Here is an 18,555-nt window from a genome sequence, read left to right on the forward strand (position 1 = left end):
TTGCGGTCACACGCACAAAACCACAAATAATGTATGGTAATAGTAACCATGATGAAATATTAATAATATTGTATTACTTAATTGTTCATTTAGATGCTGTGTAAGGAAGGTTCACTATGATTCAGATTGTGATTGACGGTAAATACCGCATTGTCGAGCAGGGGCAAACTGTGCTCGAGGCTGCGAATACATGTGGTGTTGATATTCCATCGCTGTGTGGATTGAACCGCTCTGGAGAAAAGATACCTTGTGACCTATGCGTTGTTGAGGTTGAAAGTGGAGGAATGCAACGAGCCTGTGAACTGGACGTCTACCAAGGTTTAACCGTTAACACGCAATCTGAGCAAATCAGTCAACATCGCCATCGCGCGCTAAATCGAATCATGTCTGATCATTATGCTGATTGTGAAGCACCTTGTCAGACGGCTTGTCCCGCTGGCGTTGACATCCAATCCTACCTGCATCACATCGCACAAAACGACTCGTTGAAGGCGATAGAGGTCATCAAACAAACCTTACCTATGCCATTGTCGATTGGCCGCGTATGCCCAGCTTTCTGTGAAACTGAATGTCGCCGCAACTTAGTTGACGACTCAATTGCGATACGTCAGTTAAAGCGCCACGCTGCGGATATCGATTTAGAAGCGCAAGAAAGCTACACGCCACCTAAGAAACCGGACAATGGAAAGCGGGTCGCGATTGTGGGAGGTGGGCCGGGTGGGTTGACGGCTGGCTACTATTTGGCGAATGAGGGCTATCAAGTTGTTGTCTATGAGTCGATGCCTAAAGCTGGTGGCTGGTTGCGTTATGGTATTCCTGAGTATCGTCTACCAAAGTCAATTCTAGACAAAGAAATTGAGTTGATGTGCCGTAACGGAATGGTGATTGAATGCGATAAGAAGCTTGGTGAAGACTTTTCGCTGTCGAGTCTATCGCAAGACTTTGATGCGGTTTGTTTAGCCGTTGGGGCTTCCAGTGCAGTAGAGATGAATTATGCGGGTAGCGATTTAGAGGGTTGTTACCTCGGTGTCGACTATCTGAAGGATTACGTCACTGATCAACAATATACAACAGGCAAAAAAGTAGCGGTCATCGGTGGCGGTAACACCGCGATAGACTGTGCTAGAACGGCGGTCAGAGCAGGGGCTGAGACAACACTGATTTATCGTCGGACTCGAGACGAGATGCCAGCCGAAGATTACGAAATCGAAGAAGCTGAACACGAGGGCGTTAAATTCCACTTTCTGACCAACCCTGCGGAAAATATTGCAGACGACAATGGTCGCGTTAAAGCGATTCGTTTAGAGCGAATGGAACTCGGGGCACCAGATGCTTCAGGACGACGAAGCCCGAAAGCAACCGGAGAGTTTTTCACAGAAGTATTCGACACTGTGATTGCAGCGGTATCCCAAAAGCCAGACTTGAGCTTCATGACTGATGAGTCTTTAGAAATTCCACTCACTCGTTGGAATACTGCTGATGCCAACCCAGATACCATGCACACAGGGGTAGGCAATATCTTCAGTATCGGCGATTTTAGACGTGGACCAGCAACAGCGGTTGAGGCTGTTGGAGATGGTCGTATTGTTGCTCAGGCGATAGACCGTTTCTTTAGCGGCACTATGACACAGTTACCAGTGAAGCCTTTCAATTCACGCAAAGAGAAGCAATTAAAAGCAGTTGAACGGCAACAATATCAAGCGATTCAAAGTGTCGCCCGAAAGATTATGCCTGAGCTAAGCGCAGAGCAGCGTGAACAAAGCTTCGATGAAGTTGAACTCGGTTTCACCAACGCTGATGCGATTGAAGAAGCGCAACGTTGTCTAGAGTGTGGTTGCCAAGCGAACACTCAGTGTGACCTGCGAGACTACGCGACAGAATACCAAGCTGTGCAAACATTCAATGATTATAAGGTCGATGTTACGGATGATGCGGTCTGGCAAGCAGTAAAAGCTAAGCAAGGGAATAGTAGCCAGCAACCACGACATAAGTTTGAAGTGGATGCGAGTTCAGAGTTCATCGTCTTTGATGCCAATCGATGTATCAGCTGTGGTCAGTGCATTCAAGCGTGTAGAGAGCAGAATGTTCATGGTGTCTTAAGCTTCATGTGTGCACAAAATGGGAAGCCAAGCTCTAGGCCTGAACTTAGACCGAATTTTGGTCCAAATCAGACGCTAATGGGCGACTCTAATTGCGTTCAGTGTGGCGCTTGTGTCCAAGCGTGCCCGACGGGAGCAATGGTGGATGCGAGATACAAACAGCAAGGCTCTGTTGAGCAACTACAAAAAGTCGATACTATCTGCACCTATTGTGGTGTGGGTTGCAAGCTCACTATGCATGTTGACGAATCGGTGAATAAGATTCGTTATGTGGAAGGCGCTAACTCGCCAGTCAATGAAGGCATGTTATGTGTTAAAGGTCGTTTCGGGTTTGATTTCGTCGGTAGTGACGAGCGACTTACGACACCTTTGATTCGTAAAGATGGTTGGCTACAACCTGCTAGCTGGGAGGAAGCTATTCGTTTGGTTGCCGATAAGTTTTCCGCTATTAAGAAAGGTGTTGGCAGTCAGGCGCTAGCGGGCTTCTCTTCAGCAAAAACCACTAATGAGGACAACTACGCTTTTCAAAAATTCATCCGTCGAGAGCTGGGGACAAACAACGTCGATCATTGTGCACGCCTTTGCCACGCCTCCACAGTCACCGGGCTTGAGGCGTCACTGGGCAGCGGTGCGATGACCAATGATATTCCGAGTATCAAACACTCCGATGTTATCTTTATTATCGGCTCGGATACCACATCGGCACACCCGATCATTGGCTCTCACATTAAGCAGGCCGTGCGACATGGCGGTGCACGATTGATTGTTGCTGATCCTAAGCGCATCGATATCGCCGACCACGCCGAACTTTATCTAGCTCATCGACCAGGGACTGACGTGATGCTGCTTAACGGTGTGATGCAGCAGATCATAAAGCATGGTTGGTACGATCAAGAGTATATTGATGAGCGTGTCGATGGCTTTGATACCCTATTACAAGAGGTGATGTCGCCAAGCTATTCATTAGAAAAGGTTGAGCTCATAACAGGCGTTAAAGCGGAAGACATTTTTGCAATGGCGCGCCTAATCGGTACTGCTGAACGCACAGCTGTTTATTACTCAATGGGTATCACTCAGCACACGACAGGACATGATAACGTGCGCTCGATTGCTAACTTGCAATTGCTGTGTGGCAACATTGGTATCGAAGGAGGCGGTATTAATCCGCTGCGCGGTCAGTCGAACGTGCAGGGTGCTTGTGACATGGGTGCATTGCCAAACAACCTACCGGGTTATCAAAAGGTCTACAATCCTCTGGTTCGTAAGAAATTTGAGATGGAATGGGATGTTGCTGAACTGCCTGCTGAGAGCGGTTTAACACTCACTGAAATCATTGATGGCGCGTGTAATCGTGAAGTCCGTGGGCTGTACGTGATGGGGGAAAACCCTGTATTGAGTGATCCAAACCAAGCCCATGTGATTGAGGGGCTTGAAGCGCTCGATTTTCTGGTGGTGCAAGATATCTTTCTGACAGAAACGGCTCAATACGCAGATGTTGTCTTGCCATCATGCTCATTTGCTGAAAAATCTGGGCATTTCACTAACACGGAGCGTCGTGTGCAGCGTATCAATCCTGCGGTAAAACCGCCGGGTGAGGCGAAAGAGGATTGGGCAATCATTCAAATGCTGGCTAATGCCATGGGCAGCGATTGGAATTATCAGTCGGTAGCGGATATTACGAATGAGATTGCTCGTGTAACACCACAATATGGTGGATTACGTTGGGAGAACATTACGATAAACGGCATTCAGTGGCCAAGTAACAAAAACAACCCTGATGGCACTCGTATTATGCACCAAACTCAGTTTACACGTGGGAGAGGGCAGATGGAGGCGATTCCATTTAGATACGCTGCAGAACTGCCAGACGAAGAGTATCCTCTAGTACTGACTACAGGACGTATCCTTGAGCAATTCCATACTGGGACTATGACTCGTAAAACGAAAGGGTTAGATAATTTGGCGGGGCCTAGAGCTATGATCAGTGTGCATGATGCTGAGGCGCTCAATATCAACAATGGTCAGATGCTGAAAGTATCAACACGTCGTGGCGAAATTGAGATCGCTGCATTTGTTACTAAGCGTATGCAGAAAGGTGTAGTGTTTATTCCGTTCCACTTTGTGGAGTCTCCGGTGAATCGTCTAACGACAACAGCAACAGACCCACATGCGAAGATCCCTGAATTTAAAGTCGCAGCTGTTAAGGTCGAACCCGTATTCACCGAGCAGAGTGTTCACGTGTGATGTTTGAAAGTACCTAAAGTACAGAACATAAAAAAGCCGCATAGTTAGACTATGCGGCTTTCGTTTTATTTGATAGCACTAATGTTGTTGTTGCTTTTGACTGCTGCTCTTATTCGACGTGTACACCAAACTGCTTAGCAGCATACGCAACACGCTCAGCAGGTTTCGGGTACTCAGCGGGTGTGCCCAAGTTTTCGATGTGATGAAGACGTGGCAGCAACCCAGCCCCGTTAGCAATCTGAATCGCCAGCCCTGGACGAGCGTTCAACTCAAGCACCATTGGGCCTTCTTCCTCATCAAGTACCATGTCGGTACCCATGTAGCCAAGGCCTGTCATTTCCCAAGCACTAGAAGCTAGAGTCAGCAACTTTTCCCAATGAGGGACTTGCAGCAAGGCAAGCTCTTTACCTGTATCTGGGTGATGGGTGACGGGGTGGTCAAATTGCACGGCTCGTACAGCTTTACCTGTGGCAATATCAATGCCCACGCCCACCGCACCTTGGTGAAGGTTAGCTTTACCATCGGAAGCCGATGTTGATAGACGCATCATTGCCATTACAGGGTAGCCTTTGAATACAATGATACGTACGTCAGGCACCCCTTCGTAACTAAAACCATCAAAACAGCTGTCGAACTTAATTAAGTTCTCAACTACCGCAACATCGTTTTTACCACCCAACGAGAATAGACCCGCAAGTGCGTTACTGATGTGGCGCTCAACGTCCTCTTTACCAATCGTCGAACCGGAAGGTTTGGTATAAACACCATCTTTGTGAGAGGTGATAACTAAGATGCCTTTACCACCACTTCCTTGCGCAGGTTTGATTACAAACCCCGGCCAATCTTGAACCATCTTGTGGATAGTCTTCACTTCCGCTTGGTGGCCAATCACACCAATCAGTTTAGGTACGGTAGCACCCGCTTGTTCAGCGATGATTTTGGTTTTTAGCTTGTCATCCACCAAAGGGTACTTGGAGCGATCATTATAGCGACCAATGTAACTATGGTTGCGCTTGTTCATCCCCATGATGCCTTTGTCTTTCAACTTAAACGGCGATGTAAACTGTTCAAACATAACTTAATCCTCCGCTAGCGGTTTAAAGCGACGTAGCTCAGTTAAGCGGTAACCTGTGTAAGTACCTAGTAGTAAGATGCCGCCTAGGACAATAAGTTGTAGACCAATAAAGTTAAACGTTAAGTGCTGAATGAATGGGTTGGTCATTGCCAAGTAAACAAGAACAGCAGTCAATAGCGAGCCACCACCTTGTAGCACAACCTCTTTTGCACCTTCTTCTTCCCAAAGGATAGACATACGTTCGATAGTCCAAGATAGGATAATCATTGGGAAGAACGTAATCGATAGACCTTCAGTCAAACCAACCTTGAACGCGACAACCGTAAAGATAGAAATAATCATGATTACGGTGATAATTACCGCGGATATCCGTGCGACCAGCAGCAGATTAAGTTTGGATAGATAGCTACGAATTACTAGACCCGTACCAACGATAAGTAGGAAACCGACAATACCTGTCACCAGCTGTGTCTGTACGAACGCCACAGCAATCAGAACAGGCATGAAGGTACCTGATGTCTTCAAGCCGACGATAACACGTAAGAACACAACAATAAGCGCACCAATTGGAATCAGCATGATGGTCTTAAACATCGCTTGTTCTTCAAGTGGTAAGCTGTGGATCGAAAGGTTCAGTAGTTGGTCAGCTGAAATCTTGCTGTTTGTCGCTTCAGTTGGAGTCACCTCTTGAGCAATCATTGAGAAGTGAACTTTACTGTTTTGACCGCCGACAACGTCTAGTAGTGAAACGTTCGATTCATCCCAGATCAAGAGGTTTGGCTGAACTTGTTGTTGGCTAGATTCTGGAGAGAAAAGCACCCATTGGTTTTTGTCCCAAATCTGAATCATATGTTGGATAGATTGGCGACGACGGCCATCTTCTAACTCGATAACACCAACAACCTTTGAGTGGATTCCAGCAAAAGAAAGTAACTTGTGTGCTGCTTCCACTTTATCCATGTTGTTAAGGATAAGCGCTGAGTTTTGGCTGTCTGGATCGTTAAGTGTTTTAACAAGCTCACGAGTGAAGGTGAGGTTGTCTGCAGAGCGCTGAGTTGCGCGGTCGATAAGGGCTTTCGCTGCTGCTTCTTCAGGGCCGTCAAAGCTTGGCGTTGCCACTTCACCTTCTGGTGGTACGGCATTAACTTGCGCTTGAGGGTCAACTAAGAATTGAGTTTTGTAGTAAATTGTCTGTGCGCCGCTTGCGTGACGGATAGACCACTCAGCTCGACGACCAGTATCGGTCGTCACGTAAGAGATACCATAGCCTGGTGAGGAAGCGGATTCGCCGATGAGTGTATAGTTTGATTGCGTGTGTGGAGCCGCTAGCGATACTTTCGCTTCTTGGTCCATGGCGTTGAACTCGATTCGAGCCTCAACGTCCCACACTTGTCGGGTTTCCCCTGGCGTCCATGGCACGCCGTAGGTCGTGTGTCTGAACACACTCAATGCAATGCCGGCTACGATGAGTAGCACGATCGAAATATAAAATGGGATTCTTGACGTCATAGCTTACCCTACTATTGTTATTTATCTTCCGTTTGTACGTACTTTTTACTTACATCCACTAGAGCGATGTCTTTGATAAATTCACGCCCTAGTAATACAGGGTGACTCATTTGAGAGCGATCCGCCAATGTAAATTGCGCTTTTTCATGGATTTTTCCAACTTTCACCCATAATTCGATCACAGCTCGACGTTCTGTCTCGTCGCTGGTCGATTGGCGAATCTTCACGTAGCGTACAACGGGTGCTTCAATCCACTTTTGATCCTCTGCTGGTTGCGATTTATCAGCTAGGTGAAACTTCACCCAGTTCTTGCCATTACGCTCAAATTCTTTGATATCTACTGCATTCAACGACGAAGTCGTGGCGCCAGTATCTACGCGAGCATCAAACTTTTGCTTGATTGACTCAATCGTAACTTTTTCAATGGCACCTAGAATGGTTGGTTGCTCGTTTGAAATAACTGGGACTCGAGTGACAATCACTTCTTCCTCTTCGATCTCTTCGACCTGTTGTTTTTCTAGAGTAGTTAGGTGAACTTCAACTTCATTGGATAAGGCAATGATTTCTTCTTCTAGACTCTCGATGTAGTCACTTTGATTGCTAAGTTGAAGCTCTAAGTTTTGAACTTTATTTGCGATGTTTGTCTCTGATTTTGCAATGGCATCCAGAGTTTCTTGATGATAAGCCGCACCGTTAGTGAGAGTACAGCCAGAGAGCAAACCAACCGCCAGAATAGGCGATAATCGCTTAAACATATAAAAACCTTTGAAATTAGAAAATAGTTCAGACTATTGAATAGTTTAGCCCACAAAAAAGGATGCGTGAAGCATCCTAATGTTAGCGTCCGGTCATATTGACAGGCTATGTTTGCCTAGAGCCAATTATCATTCGACGAAATAGCTCATTCATTGAGCACTCTGCGGATTTTATCCAATTTCGAGTCTTCTTTCGTCAAATGCTTGTCAGCGTCTACAGTTTTTCTGGGCCTATGGTTTAGTTGCCACCAAAACGGCACGGCGTGGTGCCGGGTGGCCTTCAACTGTTTTACTTGGGTCATTTGGATCCAAGTAATCAGGTAGTGAGTTGTGCGTCATCCATTCGGTAGTGCGTTGCTCACCGACCGTTGTTACGTTTTCATCGACAATACGTACGTCTTTAAAACCCACTTGCTCTAGCCAGCGCTTTAGAGCACGAGCCGATGGGAAGAAGTATACGTTACGCATTTGTGCATAGCGGTCTACTGGCACAAGTACCGCGTTTTCATCACCTTCGATAACCAAAGTTTCTAGCACTAGCTCACCACCAGAAACCAACTGATCTTTAAGTTGGATTAGATGATCAAGAGGAGAACGACGGTGGTAGAGCACGCCCATGCTAAATACCGTATCGAACGCTTCCAGTTTTGGTAATTGCTCAATGCCGAGTGGCAACAGGTGTGCACGCTGGTCGCCACCCATTAGTTTACGAATTGCTTCGAACTGAATTAAGAACAGGTGAGAAGGGTCGATACCGACAGTCAGTCGAGCACCTTCACCCAACATACGCCACATGTGGTAGCCGTTACCGCAACCAACATCAAGTACGCTGCGGTTTTTCAATGGTGTGATGTGCGGAAGAACACGGTCCCATTTCCAGTCGCTGCGCCACTCAGTATCAATATGAATACCGTGAACCGTGTACGGACCTTTGCGCCATGGGTGGAACGTTTTCAGCAGGTTTTCTAGCTTCTTCAACTCACCGTTGTGAAATGGTGTGTCGTTAGTCAGCGTAACAGAGTTTTTAAGGTCAACTTGATCCGGTGCACCTTGTGGGATCTTGTTTAAAGCACGCAGCCAGCGGTCGAAGTCTCCGTGCTCCGCATTTTGCCAATCCGTTAACTGTTGAGGAAGAATATTCAGCCAAGGTTGCAGGCGCGTATCTTGAGCAATGAGTTGGTAAAAATTGGCAAAATTAAACATTAGAACAAGTTCCTAAATTTTGTTTCCCGAGACTACTGTCATCCTCGAGCGCGAGTCGACGAGTGCATCGGGGATCTATAAATAGATGCTAGAGTGTTTTGTTGAGGGCGCTTTCTGAGTCGCTCGACACTCATAAAAAATACTAGTGACTAAGCTAAAGCAAAAAAGAGATTCCCTATCACGTTCGTTCCTCACCGTAGGGAATGACGGGGATTCTTCAGTATCAATTAGCTAGACTACTTAACCGCAAACATCGAGCCGAAGTTAAAGCACTGGAACCAAACTTCGTGGCTAGAGAAGCCAATCTTATCGAAGCGCTCTTTATGCATTTGAATCGAATCGGGACGCATCACGTTTTCGATAGCGCTGCGCTTTTGACTCACTTCTAACTCGCTATAACCGTTTGCACGCTTAAAGTCGTGGTGCAGGTCAATCAGCAGTTCGTTTGCGTTCTCATCTTCAAAGACATATTTTTCAGACAAGATAAGCACACCACCAGGACGAAGACCCGCGTAGATCTTCTCTAGTAGAGCGAAGCGATCTTCTGGCGAAAGAAACTGCAGCGTGAAGTTGAGTACGACCACGGAAGCATCCGTAATTTCAATTTCGCGAATGTCCGCTTCAATCACTTCTACAGGGGTGTCGCTGCGGTAAGCGTTAACGTGAAGCTTACAACGTTCGACCATGGCTTCTGAGTTATCAACGGCGTAAATTGTACAGCCTTCTTGTTGAATGTGACGGCGCATAGACAGCGTCGCAGCACCTAAAGAACAACCTAGGTCGTAGATGTTTGAGTGTGGTTTGACAAAGCGTTCCGCCATCATGCCGATCGCAGAAATGATGTTGCTGTAGCCTGGAACTGAGCGTTGAATCATATCTGGGAATACTTCAGCGACCCTTGCATCAAAGGTGAAATCACCGATTTTATCAATAGGAGCGGAAAAGATAGTGTCTTTGTTGCTCATAGCGTTCTCTCTCGACAGTCAGCAAATTAGCGCACTTTCGCGTGCTAAATAAAAGGGGGCGTATTTTACGTAAAAAATGTCACTGTGTCACGAAAACTCAGGTTTCACTGCCAATGGCTTGGCTGTAGGTGAGTTAGAACATGCTGATTTGCGTATCACCCTTATTAGCCGGAAATTCGGAGAGTGGGGGCAGATTGATATTGTGGTGCTGCTGACATTGCTCGATTAGCTGTTTGTATATCGTGGCTGCCAGTTCTGGAGCATGGTCATTATCTGGAGTGTGGATCATTAAATAAGGCTGTTTTCCTTCCGCTACCCACGTCGGGAGCTTGGATAACCAAGGTTTGAAAAACTCAAGATTGGGCTTCTCGTCGTGCTGACCAATAAAACGAACCATCGGGTTGTTCGATGTCGCGATTGCATGCACGGGTACGCGTGGTTTTTTCTTATGTGCATCAATAATGGCTTCCGTTGTTGGCGCTGCGGCAAACACAGGGCGACTGTCCATAATGATGCGGTTGATGTTCTCTTCTACTAACCAATGATTAAAACGCTTTTCGTCGTCGCCTTTATTAAAAAATCCAAGGTGTCGCACTTCGACACCGAGTTTCATCTCTTTCGGGAAGAGTTTGCAAAACTGTTGCAGCACAGGCAGTGATTCTGGCTCGAACTGGTGAGGCAACTGAATTGTCCATTGACCAATACGTTCATGCAGCGGTGACATGATTTGCAGGAACTCTTTCAACTCTGCTTGGCAGTGTCTGAGTTGCTGCTGGTGGGTGATGAATTTAGGCAATTTAAATGTAAACCGAAAGTCATCATGGCTTGCGCTACGCCAATTGTTTACCGTAGTGATAGACGGAGTTGCGTAGAAGGTGGTATTACCTTCAACAGTATGAAAAACATGACAATATTTCTCTAGTCTTTCTGCTGGTTTGGTGCCTTTTCCATAGAATTGGCTCTGCCACTCTGAGTGTGACCACATGGTCAGCCCGAGCCTTAAAGGTAATCTTGTCATGGTATCTAAAAGTGCTTTGGTTGTTTCAGTCAAAAACACTCTACGAGACTTTTGCTGACTTGGGTACTTTCAATATATAATTAGCGCAATTTTTTCAGTGTTGACGAATATTTGTTCGAGATTTGTACCGCTTTGGCTGTTTCGTGAGCTATAACGCGTCAACGTCGAATAAAACACAACAAATAGGCGTGGGAAAGGTCGATTTTAGATAAGTTTCCGCGTATAAATGGATCTTTGAATTGTAATTAGATTCGGTCTAGTTACAGCATAGAAATTAGTAATTATTAAGAGATTGGGAAATTCATTATGCGTACCCATTACTGTGGTAACCTGAACAAGTCCCTGGCGGGACAAACTGTAGAACTTTGCGGCTGGGTAAACCGTCGTCGTGATTTGGGCGGTCTTATTTTCATCGATATGCGAGATCGTGAAGGTATCGTTCAGGTAGTTGTAGACCCAGATATGGCAGATGCGTACGAAGTAGCTAACCAACTTCGTAATGAATTCTGTATCAAACTAACGGGTGAAGTACGCGTTCGTCCAGACAGCCAAGTAAATAAAGACATGGCAACGGGTGAAGTTGAGATCATCGCTAAAGGTCTTGAAATCATCAACCGTGCTGACGTTCTGCCACTAGACTTCAACCAGAAGAACTCAGAAGAGCAGCGTCTAAAGTACCGTTACCTAGACCTACGTCGTCCAGAAATGAGCGATCGCATCAAGCTACGTGCTAAAGCGTCTAGCTTTGTTCGTCGTTTCCTAGATGACAACGGCTTCCTAGACATCGAAACACCAGTACTAACGAAAGCGACACCAGAAGGTGCACGCGACTACCTAGTACCTAGCCGTGTTCACAAAGGTTCGTTCTACGCGCTTCCTCAGTCTCCACAGCTATTCAAACAGCTGCTAATGATGTCTGGTTTTGACCGTTACTACCAAATCGTTAAGTGTTTCCGTGATGAAGACTTGCGTGCTGACCGTCAACCAGAATTCACTCAAATCGATATCGAAACATCTTTCATGAGCGCGGAAGAAGTACGTGCAACAACTGAGAAGATGGTTCGCAACATGTGGCAAGAGCTTCTAGACGTTGATCTAGGTGAGTTCCCAATCATGCCATTCTCTGAAGCGATGCGTCGTTTCGGTTCTGACAAGCCAGACCTACGTAACCCACTAGAGCTAGTAGACGTTGCTGACCTAGTGAAAGACGTTGAGTTCAAAGTATTCTCAGGCCCAGCAAACGACGAAAAAGGTCGCGTTGCAGTAATCCGTGTACCAGGTGGCGCTAAGCTAACTCGTAAGCAAATCGACGGTTACGGTGAGTTCGTTGGTATCTACGGTGCGAAAGGTCTAGCTTGGATGAAGGTTAACGACCGTGCTGCTGGCATGGAAGGTATCCAATCTCCAGTTGCTAAGTTCCTAAACGAAGAAGTGATTAACGGTATTCTTGAGCGCACAGGCGCAGAGACTGGCGATATCATCCTATTCGGCGCAGACAAAGCAAACACTGTATCTGAAGCAATGGGCGCGCTACGTCTGAAACTAGGTACAGACCTAGAGCTGACAGATGAGTCTGCGTGGGCTCCGCTATGGGTTGTTGACTTCCCAATGTTCGAAGAAGACGACGAAGGCAACCTACACGCTATGCACCACCCATTCACATCACCTCTAGGTGTGACTGCGGAAGAGCTAAAAGCGAACCCAGCGGCTGCTAACTCAAACGCGTACGATATGGTTCTTAACGGCTACGAAGTAGGCGGCGGTTCTGTACGTATCCACAATGCTGAAATGCAATCTGCAGTATTTGACATCCTAGGTATCGAAGCTGATGAGCAGCAAGCTAAGTTTGGCTTCCTACTAGACGCACTTAAGTTCGGTACACCACCGCACGCAGGTCTAGCATTCGGTCTTGACCGTCTAGTAATGCTACTTTGTGGTACAGAGAACATTCGTGACGTTATCGCGTTCCCGAAAACAACGAATGCTTCTTGTCTACTAACAGACGCTCCAAGCCTAGCGAACCCAGCTGCGCTTGAAGAGCTAGCGATCGCGGTTAAAGCTGCTGAAAAGAAAGAAGAAGAGTAAATTTAGTTAACTAACTCTTTAATTAGAAACGCCACTCCAGCTAGGAGTGGCGTTTTTATTGCGAGTACGATAGGGTGGAAATTCAATAAGTTAATAAAATGTAAGTGGTATGGACGCCTTAAATATAGAAGCGACGGAACAGCTTCGACGTAAAGTACTAATTGGAATGTGTTTGAATTTGGGTGGAGCTGCGCTTTTTCTTGGTATGGCGAATATCTTTATTTTTGAACACAAAGCGATGGCTCTTGGAGTGATGGAGATCTTCTACTTCTTTATCTCTGCTTTTATGTTGTTTTACATACGTAACCGAAGTCATCCTAAATGGTTTCTCGCATTTCATAGCTTTGTTCTCGCCTTCCTAATTATTTTTGGTACTCACTCCAAACTGATTGAAGAAGCACTTTTCGTATGGGCGATTGTTTTGCCAACGGTTTTTTACCTCGCGATGGGGAAACAAGTTGGTTTTTATTGGAGCCTAGTGTGTTTGATACTGGAAGTGTATGTCATTTATTCGGGGGCGAGTGCGACTGAATGGATTCCTGCTACGTTAGTGGCAAATTTTATCCTAGCGTATCTATGTATTTGGGTGGTGTCCCATGCTTATGAAACGAGTCGGGTTAGAGCTGTGACCGATTTAAAGGCCTTAGCGCTCCATGATGCTTTAACTGGTGCGCGAAATCGACTGGCATTGTATTCAACTGTTGACGGGCAAAAGGGTATCGATGAGCTTCAATATGCTTTGGTACTAGATATCGATGATTTTAAACAGTTTAATGATCTTTATGGCCATGATGCTGGCGATGCGGTGTTGGTTGAATGTGTAAAGCGAATCCAAAACATAGCAGGTGAATCGAACACGTTTCGTGTCGGTGGTGAAGAGTTAGTAGTACTGATCAGACATGGTGAATTTGATATCCAAGACGTTGTCACACAACTTCATCGTGCAGTTAGTCGCCAAGTATTGATGTTTGGTGATGTAAAACTAAGCATATCGTTCAGTGCAGGGCTAGAAAAATACCGAACGACTGAAAACTTTGATACTGTACTCGCAAGAGCGGATGCAGATTTATATCAGGCAAAACAAGCTGGCAAAAGTTGTACCTTCTATCAAGGGGCTAAATTTGCTGAAGCGTAATACAGTGAGTTACAGGTATCATTTCTCCTTTATGCCTGATCGAATGCCTCGTCATAATCCCGCTTACTACTTATCACTATCGGTACTGATCGAGAAGAAAGAACAGAACATGTCTATTATCCTTGGAATCGATCCCGGCTCGCGTATTACGGGCTATGGTGTTATTCGTCAAAATGGTCGCCACCTGCAATATTTGGGTAGTGGCTGTATTCGTATGTCGGAGAAAGAACTGCCAGGACGCTTGAAGCAGATTTATGCCGGTGTGAGTGAGATCATCACTCAGTTCCAGCCTGATGTATTTGCCATTGAGCAGGTGTTTATGGCGAAAAATGCCGACTCGGCGCTTAAGCTCGGTCAGGCTCGTGGCAGTGCTATTGTTGCTGCTGTAAATGCAGATCTTCCAGTACATGAGTACGCCGCACGTCTTATCAAGCAAGCCGTAACTGGCAATGGCGGGGCAGACAAATCACTGGTGCAAAACATGGTGATGAGCATGCTTAAACTCCCAGCAAAACCGCAAGCAGATGCTGCCGATGCACTGGGTGTCGCAATTTGTCATGCTAATACCAATAAAACGCTGATCGCGTTAGCAGGTAAAGCAACTACAGCGAGACGCGGCCGTTATCGTTAATCCTTCCAATTGATATTCCAATCGCCATCAATTACTTATCTTTGATATGAAATGAGACTTCAAAAACAGTTTTTGTTAAATAGGTTCGCATTCTATTTAACAATTAACTAACATTGGTCGGAGGTCTTACAAGTCAATCAAGGATGATTATCGATGAACCCAATTACATGGTGGCGATCGCTCTTTCTACCCAAAACTCATCAATGGGGCAGTAATGAGTCGCGACAGGCGGACATTTTATTACTGTTTACTTTCATTGCGTTTATCGTTGGACTCTACAGTCTGATCAAATGGAGCAAGCATGGCGAACAGCTATTAATTGCTACCTCTATCTTCCTTATTGTTCTTGAACTGGTTTCTGCCATTGTTTTAAAGCTCTCGAAAAACCCAATCTTGGCCCTTAATTTTGGTTTTGTCGGCATGGCCGTTCATGCGCTAAACATCATTTATCAAAGCGGCGGGGTCGTCGATTCTACTCAAGCTTACTGGGTGCCTTTGCTGGTGGTCGCTTTCTTTTTATCTGGAACTAGAATTATCGCCCTTACATGGAGTGCCTTAGTGATAGGCGTGGCGGTGGTAATGACCTCTATGCATTTGAACGGTGCAGTATTCCCAAATATCGTCTTAAATGAGCAGGCAATGGTGGTGGAGACTTGGTCTGGAGTAGTGATGCCTTTGGTGGTGATATGCATAGCACAAGCTTTTACCGCTAAGCAGAAAGAAATCGCCATTGAGCAAGCAGAAGCCGCGAAAACAGAGAGCCAAAGTGTTGCTGCGCAAGCTACCCAAAGTGAAGCTCAACTCTCTGTTGTGTTGGATCAAGCCAACAATAATTCACAGAGCTTGCAAGGCGTCTCAGTGCAGCTTGATCAGCAGTCAAAAGACCTCCACTCTCAAGTTGAAGTCCTAAACATGAACTGTGAATCTCAAGCGAGTGCCGCTGAGCAGATGAGTCAGCAGCTTCACCAGATGACAGAAGGGCTTGAGGAGTCCAACTCGTTCGTCAATGAACTTAAAGAGCGCAGCGAAGCGGTTGGAGTGAAAGCGCAGAAAAGCTCAGAATCTTTGGAAGCATCGACAAACGCCATTAGTCAGATTATCCAAAGTAACCAAGAGATCATGAAAGTGGCAGACCTGATTACGTCAGTAGCAGAGCAGACCAACCTACTGGCACTCAACGCAGCAATAGAAGCGGCGAGAGCTGGGGAGCAGGGCCGAGGCTTTGCGGTGGTGGCGGATCAAGTGCGCGAGCTATCCGCGAAAAGTAGCCATTCTGCGATTGAGATCCGAACACTGCTGGACCGAAGTAAAGAAGAAGTTGAGCACGGACGTACCATTATCGAAACCACGGAAGCTGAAATGAATGGCATTATTTCCGAGGTTCAGACCATTTCTTCAGACGTGAATCAGCTCACTGACATCATGACCATGCAGATGGGATCTTTGCATGAGCTCGACCAGGCAAGTACCGAAGTTGCAAAGAGTGTCGCAGAGACCAAAACCGTGTCAGGGCAAGTTGCATCAAACGGCATTCAACTGAATCAACAAGTTGATCTCGTTAAGCAATTAGTCACCAGCCTGAATAGCGCGGTGTCAAACGCCAAGCACACCTAATTAATTCCCCAATCAAATAGAAAGAACTGGATAAGCATCCAGTTCTTTTATATTCTGTCCATCAAATAATTTTCCATCAAGAGAGTAAGTTGTGATCGGACGTCTTCGCGGTATTTTAATTGAAAAACAGCCACCAGAATTGTTAATCGAAGTGAGTGGCGTTGGCTATGAAGTACAAATGCCAATGAGCTGTTTCTATGAACTACCTGCAGTAGGCGAAGAAGCGATTATCTATACTCATTTTGTTGTGCGTGAAGATGCCCAGCTGCTTTATGGCTTTAACACCGTTAAAGAGCGAGCTCTGTTCCGAGAAGTGATTAAAGCTAATGGTGTTGGTCCTAAACTTGGACTCGGTATCCTTTCAGGTATGACTGCAAGCCAGTTTGTTCAGAGTGTTGAGCGTGAAGATATCTCAACGCTGGTTAAGCTTCCAGGCGTTGGTAAGAAAACCGCTGAGCGTTTGGTTGTAGAAATGAAAGATCGACTCAAAGGCTGGGGCGCGGGTGATCTGTTTACACCGGCAACGGATGCGGCTCCAATTGATTCAACACCGAATGCGCACGATGCTGAAGAAGAGGCGGTAAGTGCACTTCTCGCTCTTGGTTATAAACCAACTCAGGCTTCGAAGGTTGTGTCGCAGATAGCGAAAGATGGCATGACAAGCGAGCAACTGATTCGTGAAGCACTAAAATCGATGGTATAAACTCGGTTTACCTGTATACATAAAATGCACTCCGCAACACTTTGCCTTCAAGCTAGAGTCGGGGAGTGCAGTAAAGAACTTAAATAGAACAAGAGCTTGTCACTCTTGAGTTGGAATGACCTATGATTGAAGCGGATCGCCTAATAGCGCCGGACAACCCAGTATTCAAAGACGAAGACGTCATCGATCGCGCAATAAGACCTAAAGCGTTAGCGGATTACCAAGGCCAAGATCACGTCCGTGATCAGATGGAGATCTTCATCAAAGCGGCGCAACTTCGTAATGAAGCACTCGACCATCTATTGATTTTTGGCCCTCCAGGCTTGGGTAAAACCACACTTGCCAACATCGTAGCAAACGAAATGGATGTGAATATCCGCACCACTTCAGGGCCTGTATTAGAAAAAGCGGGCGACTTAGCAGCGCTTTTAACCAACCTTGAAGAAAACGATGTGCTGTTCATCGATGAGATTCACCGATTGAGCCCAATGGTTGAGGAGGTGCTCTATCCTGCGATGGAAGATTACCAATTGGATATCATGATTGGTGAAGGCCCTGCGGCGCGTTCTATCAAAATCGACTTGCCTCCGTTCACCCTAATCGGTGCGACAACGCGAGCGGGCTCTTTGACATCGCCATTACGTGACCGTTTTGGTATTACGCAGCGCCTTGAGTACTACAAGGTTGATGACCTACAAAACATTGTACAGCGCAGTGCTGACTGTTTGGGGCTATCTATGGACCCTGAAGGCGCACTGGAAGTGGCGCGTCGCGCTCGAGGCACTCCTCGTATTGCTAACCGTCTGCTGCGTCGTGTCCGTGACTTTGCAGAAGTGAAGGGCAATGGTCATATTTGTGCAGATGTTGCTGACAAGGCACTTAACATGCTCGATGTTGACGCCAAGGGCTTTGACTATATGGATAGAAAGCTTCTGTTGGCGATCATGGAGAAATTTGGCGGTGGCCCGGTAGGTATCGACAATATGGCCGCTGCTATTGGTGAAGAGCGTGACACCATTGAAGATGTGTTAGAGCCGTATCTAATTCAGCAGGGTTATCTACAACGAACCCCAAGAGGGCGAATCGCTACCGATCGTGCTTACCTACATTTTGGTATTGATAGACCAGGTTAATTAGTCGTTGTGTTTTATAAACCCTGGTTGCATAAGCGCCGGGGTTTTTAGTTTTTTATAGAATAACAACTCTTTGAGCGAGTCGATATTAGTCGCCGATATGCCATTCCAAAACTGAAAACATTGATTTCAAATTTGACGTCGCTAACAAAAATTGAAATAAATTGTCATAATTCTTGTTAATACTTTATGGGTAGTTGTAATTCAAATGTTGATTGAGTGATAGCGGCATGTCACAGATATCATGCCTCGTTATTACCAACCTAATAATTGGTGTGATTTTAATCATGTTTGGTTAAAAATAACTCTAAATTGCTCGTAGAAATTTGATACAAATCAACGCAGGGTTCTCCTATAAACCTTTTGAAACATACTGATTTTACCAG

At 46.0% G+C, this 18,555-nt stretch carries 13 protein-coding genes; 7 read left to right on the forward strand and 6 right to left on the reverse strand.

The genetic code is table 11. The features are described 5' to 3' along the window. Positions 1 to 116 precede the first annotated feature (116 nt). Positions 117 to 4,343, forward strand: a complete 4,227-nt coding sequence (fdhF, locus tag KI743_RS00650) for a formate dehydrogenase subunit alpha (protein ID WP_285464185.1) — start codon at positions 117 to 119, stop codon at positions 4,341 to 4,343. Between the two features lie 109 nt (positions 4,344 to 4,452). Here fdhF and KI743_RS00655 read toward each other — a convergent pair whose 3' ends face one another. The 6 genes from KI743_RS00655 to KI743_RS00680 form a co-directional block, all read right to left on the reverse strand. Next, positions 4,453 to 5,418, reverse strand: coding sequence for an alpha-L-glutamate ligase-like protein (locus KI743_RS00655; protein WP_285464187.1), 966 nt, complete (start codon positions 5,416 to 5,418; stop codon positions 4,453 to 4,455). 3 nt (positions 5,419 to 5,421) lie between these two features. After that, complete coding sequence (locus KI743_RS00660; RefSeq protein WP_032549424.1) at positions 5,422 to 6,927, reverse strand: inactive transglutaminase family protein; 1,506 nt, start codon at positions 6,925 to 6,927, stop codon at positions 5,422 to 5,424. Between the two features lie 17 nt (positions 6,928 to 6,944). Beyond that, positions 6,945 to 7,682, reverse strand: coding sequence for an ATP-dependent zinc protease (locus tag KI743_RS00665; RefSeq protein ID WP_285464189.1), 738 nt, complete (start codon positions 7,680 to 7,682; stop codon positions 6,945 to 6,947). A 231-nt stretch (positions 7,683 to 7,913) separates the two neighbouring features. After that, complete coding sequence (gene cmoB, locus KI743_RS00670; protein WP_285464191.1) at positions 7,914 to 8,885, reverse strand: tRNA 5-methoxyuridine(34)/uridine 5-oxyacetic acid(34) synthase CmoB; 972 nt, start codon at positions 8,883 to 8,885, stop codon at positions 7,914 to 7,916. A 236-nt stretch (positions 8,886 to 9,121) separates the two neighbouring features. Next, positions 9,122 to 9,850 carry a carboxy-S-adenosyl-L-methionine synthase CmoA gene (gene cmoA / locus KI743_RS00675; RefSeq protein ID WP_032549420.1) on the reverse strand — a complete coding sequence of 243 codons (729 nt, stop codon included), beginning with the start codon at positions 9,848 to 9,850 and terminating at the stop codon, positions 9,122 to 9,124. Positions 9,851 to 9,983: 133 nt separating this feature from the next. After that, positions 9,984 to 10,868 carry a DUF72 domain-containing protein gene (locus KI743_RS00680; protein ID WP_285464268.1) on the reverse strand — a complete coding sequence of 295 codons (885 nt, stop codon included), beginning with the start codon at positions 10,866 to 10,868 and terminating at the stop codon, positions 9,984 to 9,986. Positions 10,869 to 11,174: 306 nt separating this feature from the next. Between KI743_RS00680 and aspS the strand changes: the two genes are divergently transcribed. The 6 genes from aspS (at position 11,175) to ruvB (ending at position 18,169) form a co-directional block, all read left to right on the forward strand. Beyond that, the gene (gene aspS / locus KI743_RS00685) at positions 11,175 to 12,953 is read left to right on the forward strand and encodes an aspartate--tRNA ligase (RefSeq protein ID WP_150871845.1); all 1,779 of its coding nucleotides are present in this window, start codon (positions 11,175 to 11,177) and stop codon (positions 12,951 to 12,953) included. Between the two features lie 109 nt (positions 12,954 to 13,062). Next, on the forward strand, positions 13,063 to 14,088 hold the full coding sequence (locus KI743_RS00690; RefSeq protein WP_285464198.1) for a GGDEF domain-containing protein: 1,026 nt from the start codon (positions 13,063 to 13,065) through the stop codon (positions 14,086 to 14,088). A gap of 109 nt (positions 14,089 to 14,197) precedes the next feature. Further along, the gene (gene ruvC, locus KI743_RS00695; protein WP_032549418.1) at positions 14,198 to 14,719 is read left to right on the forward strand and encodes a crossover junction endodeoxyribonuclease RuvC; all 522 of its coding nucleotides are present in this window, start codon (positions 14,198 to 14,200) and stop codon (positions 14,717 to 14,719) included. 153 nt (positions 14,720 to 14,872) lie between these two features. Beyond that, the gene (locus KI743_RS00700) at positions 14,873 to 16,333 is read left to right on the forward strand and encodes a methyl-accepting chemotaxis protein (RefSeq protein WP_285464199.1); all 1,461 of its coding nucleotides are present in this window, start codon (positions 14,873 to 14,875) and stop codon (positions 16,331 to 16,333) included. Between the two features lie 91 nt (positions 16,334 to 16,424). Continuing rightward, the gene (gene ruvA / locus KI743_RS00705) at positions 16,425 to 17,036 is read left to right on the forward strand and encodes a Holliday junction branch migration protein RuvA (RefSeq protein ID WP_032549415.1); all 612 of its coding nucleotides are present in this window, start codon (positions 16,425 to 16,427) and stop codon (positions 17,034 to 17,036) included. A 122-nt stretch (positions 17,037 to 17,158) separates the two neighbouring features. After that, positions 17,159 to 18,169 (forward strand): Holliday junction branch migration DNA helicase RuvB, encoded by a 1,011-nt coding sequence (ruvB, locus tag KI743_RS00710; RefSeq protein ID WP_285464202.1) that lies wholly within the window; start codon positions 17,159 to 17,161, stop codon positions 18,167 to 18,169. Positions 18,170 to 18,555 lie beyond the last annotated feature (386 nt).

It is taken from the genome of Vibrio sp. D420a, assembly GCF_030248625.1.
GTDB classification, from domain to species: Bacteria; Pseudomonadota; Gammaproteobacteria; order Enterobacterales; family Vibrionaceae; genus Vibrio; species Vibrio fortis_A.